At 64.0% G+C, this 5,500-nt stretch carries 5 protein-coding genes and 2 pseudogenes; 5 read left to right on the forward strand and 2 right to left on the reverse strand.

Annotated elements, in window-relative coordinates:
- The 3 genes and pseudogenes from H9Y04_RS45100 to H9Y04_RS45110 all read left to right on the forward strand — a co-directional run.
- On the forward strand, nucleotides 1-761 hold a 761-nt coding region (locus H9Y04_RS45100; RefSeq protein WP_187820062.1), incomplete at its 5' end, for an Ig-like domain-containing protein.
- Between the two features lie 92 nt (nucleotides 762-853).
- Nucleotides 854-1,150, forward strand: a pseudogene (locus H9Y04_RS45105) (ATP-binding protein); the annotation flags it as partial.
- Nucleotides 1,151-1,217: 67 nt separating this feature from the next.
- A protein-coding gene (locus tag H9Y04_RS45110; protein ID WP_187820063.1) for an IS5 family transposase occupies nucleotides 1,218-2,062 on the forward strand; the annotation gives its coding sequence in 2 pieces (ribosomal slippage) (nucleotides 1,218-1,938 and nucleotides 1,938-2,062; 846 coding nt in all).
- Here H9Y04_RS45110 and H9Y04_RS47920 read toward each other — a convergent pair.
- Nucleotides 2,008-2,391, reverse strand: coding sequence for a transglycosylase family protein (locus H9Y04_RS47920; protein ID WP_306660254.1), 384 nt, complete (start codon nucleotides 2,389-2,391; stop codon nucleotides 2,008-2,010). The two genes, H9Y04_RS45110 and H9Y04_RS47920, sit on opposite strands and share 55 nt — an antisense overlap.
- 141 nt (nucleotides 2,392-2,532) lie before the next feature.
- On the opposite strand from H9Y04_RS47920, the pseudogene H9Y04_RS47405 reads away from it, so the two are divergent.
- Nucleotides 2,533-2,856, forward strand: a pseudogene (locus H9Y04_RS47405) (integrase core domain-containing protein); the annotation flags it as partial.
- A gap of 197 nt (nucleotides 2,857-3,053) precedes the next feature.
- On the opposite strand, the gene H9Y04_RS45125 reads toward H9Y04_RS47405, so the two are convergent.
- Nucleotides 3,054-3,218: a hypothetical protein gene (locus tag H9Y04_RS45125; protein ID WP_187820064.1), complete on the reverse strand. Its 165-nt coding sequence runs from the start codon at nucleotides 3,216-3,218 to the stop codon at nucleotides 3,054-3,056.
- Nucleotides 3,219-3,734: 516 nt separating this feature from the next.
- Between H9Y04_RS45125 and H9Y04_RS45130 the strand changes: the two genes are divergently transcribed.
- Nucleotides 3,735-5,500: Ig-like domain-containing protein (locus H9Y04_RS45130; RefSeq protein ID WP_187820065.1), on the forward strand; the 1,766-nt coding region annotated here is incomplete at its 3' end.

Genomic DNA, 5,500 nt, shown 5'->3' on the forward strand with positions numbered 1-5,500 from the left:
CCGGCAAGGGCCAGGCCGGCGCCAAGGTCAACATCAGGTCCGGGTCCGGCAAGGAGATCTGCACGGACGTTGAGGTCGACGGTTCGGGCAACTGGACCTGCGACTCCCAGCTGGTCCTGGACCCGGGCACCTATACCTTCACTGCCTCTCAGACGGTCAACGGGAAGACCACCTACGACGTGTTCACCTTCACCCGTGCGGCGTTCTCCAACGCGACCCCGGTGGAGGTGCTGACCCCGACCGAGGATGCCCCGGTCACCGGTGAGGAGGTCACCTTCACCGGCAAGGGCCAGGCCGGCGCCAAGGTCAACATCAGGTCCGGGTCCGGCAAGGAGATCTGCACGGACGTTGAGGTCAACGGCTCGGGCAACTGGACCTGCGACTCCCGGGAGGAACTGCCCGCGGGTGACTACACCTTCACCGCCTCCCAGACGGTCAACGGGAAGACCACCTACGACATCTTCACCTTCACCCGTGTCGCCTACGTCACCCCGGCCCCGGTCGATGTGCTGACCCCCGGCGACAACGAGGTCATCACCGGCCCGACCGTCACCTTCACGGGCAAGGGCCAGCCCGGCGCCAAGATCAACATCAGGTCCACCACCAACAAGCCCATCTGCACCGACGCCCCCGTCAACAACTCGGGCAACTGGAGCTGTGACTCCGAGCAGAACCTCCCCCCGGGCGACTACACCTTCACCGCCACCCAGACCGTCAACGGCAAGACCACCCAGGACATCGTCACCTTCAAGCGCCGCTAACCCCCAACCACACGCACACACCACCGAGGGCCCCGAAGACACCACACGTCTCCGGGGCCCTCACCCCAACCAACCCCAGCACGGCCAGCAAGCTGGGCCTGCCCCACCTGGCCGAGACCCTGGCCCAGTACGCGCAGCGGGCCGACGAGGCCAAACTCGGCTACCTCGACTTCATCGACCTGGTGTTGACCGAAGAACTCGCCGTCCGTGAGGACCGCCGGTTTCGCACCGGCCTGCGGACCTCGAAGATGCCGCACCACAAGACCCTTGAGGACTACGACTTCTCGTTCCAGCCTGAGCTCGACCCGCGCAAGGTCAAAGACCTCGCCACCCTCTCGTTCGTCGAGGCCAAGGCCAACGCGGCCCTACTCGGGCCGCCCAGGGCTGGTTAGCGGGTGTCTGAGAAGCCCCGTTCAGGGCAGGCGAGTTGGTAGTCCCTGCGCTGGGGAGGCTGGGATGGCCGGTAGGCGGCGCGTGTATCCGACTGATCTGTCCGATGGCGAGTGGGCGGTGCTGGAGCCGGTCGTGCCACCACCGAAGCCGGGTGGCCGGCCGCCGAAGCATCCGCGCAGGGAGATCATCGACGCCCTCGCGTACTGGGTTCGGGCCGGCTGCGCTTGGAGGCTGCTGCCGCACGACTTCCCGCCGTATCAGACGGTCTATCACTACTGGCGACAGTGGCGGATCGAGGGCCGCTGGGAAGAGATCCTCGCTGCCCTGCGGGCCAGGGAACATACTGGCCGGGGCCGTGAACCCACCCCGAGCGCCGGGGTGGTGGACAGCCAGAGCGTCAGGGCCACCGAGCGCGGCGGCTGGCACGGATACGACGGCGGCAAGAAGGTGCTGGGCATCAAGCGCCACCTCCTGGTCGACACGCTCGGCTTGGTCCTGGCGGTCTGCGTCAGCCCCGCGAACGTCAGCGACCGCGATGGCGCCTCGGTACTGCTGGTCCGGTGCATCGACAAGTTTCCACGGCTCCAGCACTTGTGGGCAGACCAGGGATACCGCGGCCGGGACTTTCTGGACTGCGTCCGCGAGGAAACCGGCATCACCATCGAGATCGTGCAGCGCAAGGACGGTGGCTTCCGCAGCACCTGGGCCAAGGCCGACGCGCCACCACGAGAGGTTCCGATGTTCGCGGTGGTTCCACGCCGTTGGGTGATCGAGCGGAGTTTCGCTGGCTGGGCCGCTACCGACGACTCTCCAAGGACTATGAGTACCTGGCCGCCAGTCAGGAGAACGCAATCTACCTGGCCACCATCATGCTCCTGCTACACCGTTCCGCGAGAGTCCTGCCCTGAACGGGGCTTCTCAGACACCCTCTAGCACCTTCTCGGCCACAGCTATCTACTGATCCTTGGAGGCCAGGTCGGCGCGATGCGTAGGTGCCACCGCCGAACTCTTCCCAGGTGGACTGAGAGAACTGGAGGCCGCCGAAAATGCCATTCCCCGAGTTGATCTGCCAGTTTTCGGAACGCTCGCATGCAGCCACTTGATCCCAAGTGGAGACTGAGGCCGCGCTGGCTGTGGGCGTGGCAAGGGCGCCGAACAGGGAAGCGCCGACAGGCACGAAACCGGCGGACAAAGAACGGCGACCTCTACGGGGCCTGGGCTTGCGGTGGGATCCCATGGGGAACTTCTCTCGTGGGAAGGGCACATCAATGCCCCGGCGAACTTGGCCCTCACGAGGATGCGGTACCTAGAGCGCTGCATGACTCGGTTGACGCGAAGACAGTAGGGTCGCTGGTGATGCAGCGCTGAGCTACCCGACGGAGTCGTCTTTCATTCAGACCGCGGCACCCAATACACATCAGCCGCCTTCGCCACTGCCTGCCGAAAGCACGGCATCCGCCGCTTAATGGGGCGGGTGGGATCGAGCTACGACAATGCCCTCGCGGAATCCTTCTTCGCCAGCATGAAACGTGAACTGCTCTACGGGGAGCGCTGGCTGGGGAAATCAGAGGCTCGCAGGTCCGTGTTCACCTGGCTGGCTTGGTACAACAACCGGCGCCGTCATTCCGCGCTCGGCCATATCAGCCCGGTCGAATTCGAACGACGCTCGATCAACTCGGGTAGTCTGAACCTGGCTGCATAGTTCGCAGATGTCCACATAGCGGGGCGAAGCTCACCCCGGCAGCATCGCCATGCCTAGGTCGTAGACCTTCAACGTGGCCACCCCACCGGCCTACGTATCGGCTTCGGTGTCGAGACCACCTGCCGGTCCGGCAGGCCCTCCATGAACTGCAGCACCGAAACCACAGCCAGCTGGGTTGGCGACCAGGCCGGCTTACCTCAGCGCTGGAAGACGCCCGCGAAGTCCTGGTCGGTGAACAGGGGGCGCGATCGCTTCACGGAGCCGCGTGCGCAAACAGCCTTCGGGAACGCCAGCGTGGCCACCTCGGCGGTCTGGGCCGGAACCTCACTGAGGATACTCGGATACACCGACACCTTGATCACCTGACGCTCGCGCTCCTACGCAGGTCAGGCCATCATCTGGCCATCACAAGGTCACTTGGCGACCACCACCGAATTCGCCATCCCAGGTGAGCAAACGTTCGCCGACGCCAACAGGGGCCGTGTGCAACGAAGGGGCGAGGTGGCAGTCAACTTTCGGACTACGCGTTCGACACTTGACGCCCTTGTCTGCTGGGTGGGGGGTCCAAAATCATAGCGAAGAGACAGCTTCTACACAGGCTGACTGTTGACTGTCGTCATGGAAGGTGATTTGGAATGGGAATGGGTCGAATTCGCACAGGAGCGGAAATCCGAAATGCTACGGGTCCTCTCCGACGTATCCCAATGCGCCGAGTGGCCGTAGTGGTGGCGGCTGCGGCCATCTTGGGTAGTGCGGCACCAGTGGCGAATGCGGTTGAATCCTTCACGCATTCACCTGTATCGATGAAATCTGCAATTTCCGACCTTTCGGCCCCAGTGTTCACGTCGCCCTCGCCTGCGGTGACACAACCTGAGTGGGTGAAGTTCGCAGGTACTGCGGACTATGAAGGCGGAGCCAGGTCGATCTATCTGTCGCTCAAGGGGGATACCAACGCTCGCCACGCTGACGTGAAGCCCGACGGGACCTGGGAGTTCGATGAGTGGTTCCTGGGTACGGGCACGCGGACTATGACAGCAACTGCCCACTACAGCGACGGTAATACGGCAGAGTCTGAGATCACATTTGCCACCCAGGGTATGGCCGAGGGGCAAGTATTCGGTTGGGGAGCTAGTGGTGGCGGTCAGCTTGAGGTGCCGGAAGCCGCGATGTCTGGCGTGACGGCCCTTGCCGGTGGTGGGGCGCATGTATTGGGGCTGCGTGCGGACGGGAAGGTCGTAGCCTGGGGCAGCGCAATCTCTGGCAGTGTCCCTGCGGCCGCCGAATCGGGCGTGGACGCCATTGCTGCAGGCCGCAGTCACTCGCTGGCACTGAAGGACGGCAAGGTCCTGGCCTGGGGGCACGGAGACGATGGCCAGGTAGATGTTCCTGCAGTCGCCCAGTCGGGCGTTACCGGTGTGAGCGCGGGGTTCCATTTCTCGTTGGCGCTGAAGGATGGCGAGGTAATCGCGTGGGGGAGCAAGCAGAACGGTCAGACCGATGTCCCGGAAGCGGCCAAGTCGGGTGTTAGCGCTATAGCTGCTGGTGCCGGTCACGCGTTGGCACTGAAGGACGGCGAAGTAATCGCATGGGGGAGTAATAGTTACGGTGAAACGGACGTTCCGGAAGCTGTCAAGTCGGGCGTCGTGAAGGAAATCGCCGCAGGTGTGGGTTCGTCTGTCGCATTGATGGAAAACGGCGAGGTTATTGTCTGGGGAGATGGCCGATATGGCCAGAACGACGTACCTGGATTCGCGAAGTACGGTATCGAATCAATTTCTGCGGGCGCCGGCCATGTAGTGGCCCTCAAGGATGGTGAGGTCAAGGCCTGGGGGAAGAACGGCAGTGGACAGGTTTCCGTGCCCGGCGCGGCAACGTCTGGGATCACCGCCATCGCGGCCACCACTGATGCCACGTTCGCGCTGCACGGAATTGGCACTTCGGATCCTGATCCGAACCCGGTAGCGGCCGATGATGGTGTGTCGACGGTTCGGGATGTTGCGGTGTCGGTGGATGTGCTGGCGAATGACTCGGGTGACGGGCTGTCGCTGGAGTCGGTGTCGGATCCGGCGAATGGTGCTGCGCAGGTCCGGGACGGGAAGGTTCTCTATACCCCGGACCGGGGTGTTGTGGGTGCGGATTCCTTTGAGTACACGGTGAAGGATTCCGCGGGCCGTACGGCGACGGGGAAGGTGTCGGTGACGGTGACGGATCCGACGGCCAGCGTGTCTGAGCTCAAGATGGGTTCGGGTGATGGTCAGGAGGCTTCGGCGGGTGAGGAGTTCGGCAAGCCGCTGGTGACGCGGGCGCTGAACGGGTCGGCCGGTGTGCCGGGGGCGAGGGTCAGCTATGAGATCACCGATGACGGCGGTACCGGCTCGACGTTCACCGGGGGTGGCACGAAGCTGGAGCGGTCCACGGACACCGCGGGCTACTCGCATGTGAATGTGAAGGCGGGCTCGAAGGCCGGTGCGGTGACAGTGAAGGCGACGTCGAACGGTCACAGCCAGGAGTTCTCCCTGACGGTGAAGGCTGCCGCAGTGATCCCGGTGGAGGTGCTGACGCCGACCGAGGATGTCCCGGTCACCGGTAAGGACGTCACCTTCACCGGCGCGGGCCAGCCCGGCGCCAAGATCAACATCAAGTC

It is taken from the genome of Streptomyces polyasparticus (genome assembly GCF_014493765.1).
Lineage (GTDB): Bacteria > Actinomycetota > Actinomycetes > Streptomycetales > Streptomycetaceae > Streptomyces > Streptomyces polyasparticus.